The organism is Pseudomonas oleovorans subsp. oleovorans (assembly GCF_002197815.1).
Lineage (GTDB): Bacteria > Pseudomonadota > Gammaproteobacteria > Pseudomonadales > Pseudomonadaceae > Aquipseudomonas > Aquipseudomonas oleovorans.
The window spans coordinates 1-655 of sequence record NZ_NIUB01000101.1 but is presented as its reverse complement, the minus strand read 5'-3'; the positions used below and the strand labels follow the sequence as shown (position 1 = coordinate 655).

At 64.7% G+C, this 655-nt stretch carries 1 protein-coding gene; it reads right to left on the bottom strand.

Annotation, left to right across the window (positions count from 1 at the left end; translation table 11 throughout):
* Positions 1 to 655 (bottom strand): IS66 family transposase (gene tnpC / locus PSOLE_RS23440; RefSeq protein WP_140419004.1); only part of this gene is annotated, 655 nt, incomplete at both ends.

Genomic DNA, 655 nt, shown 5'->3' with positions numbered 1-655 from the left:
CGAAAAGGATCACCGGCTTGTCCGGCGGCCCACCGCTTTGCACCCACATCCAGGATTGTGCCGAGGGGTCGCGCCCCGGTTCATGCAGCACCTGCAAGCGCGTTTCGTCGCAGTGCAGCACGGGGTAGTCCAGCAGCTTGTCGCGCATCAGGTTGAGCAGCGGTTGCAGTTGCTCGCCACTTTGGATCACCCAACGCGCCAGGGTTTGCCGTGGGATGTCGACGCCGTGGCGGCTGAGCATCCTCTCGAAGCGGTACAGCGGGATGCCGTCGGCGTACTTGGTGGTCAGCAGCATCGCCAGCACGCTGGGGCTGGCCAGGCTCTTCTCGATCAGTTGTGCCGGTTTATCGGCGGTGACCGGCGCGGTTTCACAGACCTTGCAGGCATAGGTCTTGCGGATGTGGCGGATGACCCGCACCTGCATCGGGATGATCTCCAGCTGCTCGCTGGTCTCCTCGCCGATCACCTGCTTGCAGGCACCGCAGGCGCAGGTCAGTTCGTGCTCGGGCAGCTCATGGATGACCTCCACACGCGGCAGGTTGGCCGGCAGCGGCTTGCGTTTGCCACGGCGCTTGACCGGCGCAACGACTTCTTCGGCTTCGGCTGGCTCGGCGGCCGGCGCTTCGATCAGCTCTTCGACCTCGTTGAACATGGC